The sequence below is a fragment of the Streptomyces sp. NPDC058371 genome (assembly GCF_042723265.1).
Taxonomy (GTDB): Bacteria; Actinomycetota; Actinomycetes; order Streptomycetales; family Streptomycetaceae; genus Streptomyces.
Genome location: NZ_JBHXJC010000007.1, coordinates 172,997 through 174,095, shown reverse-complemented (window position 1 = coordinate 174,095; position 1,099 = coordinate 172,997). Strand labels below are relative to the sequence as shown.

The 1,099-nt window shown below is 76.5% G+C and carries 1 protein-coding gene and 1 pseudogene; one reads left to right on the top strand and one right to left on the bottom strand.

The window, feature by feature from the left end:
• Window positions 1-162 precede the first annotated feature (162 nt).
• On the bottom strand, window positions 163-903 hold the full coding sequence (locus ACFWM2_RS22140) for a hypothetical protein (protein WP_383282437.1): 741 nt from the start codon (window positions 901-903) through the stop codon (window positions 163-165).
• A 4-nt stretch (window positions 904-907) separates the two neighbouring features.
• On the opposite strand from ACFWM2_RS22140, the pseudogene ACFWM2_RS22135 reads away from it, so the two are divergent.
• Window positions 908-1,099 (top strand): annotated as a pseudogene (locus ACFWM2_RS22135) (hypothetical protein); the annotation flags it as partial.

The following is a 1,099-nucleotide window of genomic DNA, read 5'->3' as shown; positions in this document are numbered from 1 at the left end:
GGGACGGATCGCGATGTCCGTGTACGCGCGCCGGGGCAGGCTGCGCAGCAGTTTCGCCAGGTGGGCGCGGGCCCGGGGGGGGGGAGGGGGGGCGCCCCTCAAGGTGACCCTCTTCTCTTCCCCCCTTCCCCCCCCCCCCCCCGCGGCCGCGTTCCGTCGGAGTCACCGGCCTTCGGCGTTCGAGCCCCTGTTGTAGGGGTTGTCGGTGAGGGCGCGGGCGCGTTCGGCGAGGCGGCCCATGCGGTTGCGGGCGCTGTCGAGCTGCTCCAGGTCGTCGTTGGCCGGCCCGCCGTCGGCCGTGAGCTCGGTCCACACGTCGATCAGGTCGCGCCCGAGGTGCAGCCCCTGCAAGGGGTCGCGGACGGCACGCCAGGCCGCGGCGGCACTCTGTACGTTGCCGTACGCGGCGCCCGGGTCCCCCTGCCGGCGGCGCAGCCGGGCGAGGTCGAGGGACAGATGGAACGACCTGAGCGCGTCACCGGCCAAGTAGGCGATGTACGCGGTCAGTTCGCGCAGTTTCAGCACCTCCGGGTGCTCCTGCCCCCAGGACGCCGACGCCTCCGCGACGGCCACCTCCGCCATGCCGGCGGCCTCCTCGATGCGGCCCTGCTTCACCGCCTCGTTGATCCGCGCCATGGACGCCGCGAGCCGGGAGGTCCCCGTGGCGCCCGCCTCTGCCACCGGTGCCAGCACCGCTTCGGCCACCGCGTCGAAGCCCCGTGCGGGGGTGGGCTTCGGGTCGGGCTCGGGCTCCAGGACCGGGAGCGACGGCTCGGGCCGCCCGGCCGGCCGCCGGGGAGTCGTCGTGACCCCGGGGACGGGGGCCGCCGCCGCTCCGGGAGCCGGTTTGGCGTTCCACTCCGGCGCCGGCGCGGGCTCGGCCTCCGTCTCCGTCTCCACCATCGGAATGAGCCCGGACGAGGGCACGGCCCTCCACCCGGAGGCCGAGGAGGGCTCGGATCCCCGCCCGGAGCCGGGCACCGGGGCGGGAGCCCGAAGGGCCCGGGCCGCGGGGGCGGAGACCGGACCGAACTCGCCCCTGGGAGCAGCGGCAGTTCCCGAAGCCGGCACCTCGGCCGGCTCGGGAACCGCGTCGGAC

Coding starts and splice junctions, on each gene's coding strand:
- ACFWM2_RS22140 (WP_383282437.1), bottom strand. CDS start 903: ATGGTGGAGACGGAGACGGAGGCCGAGCCCGCGCCGGCGCCGGAGTGG.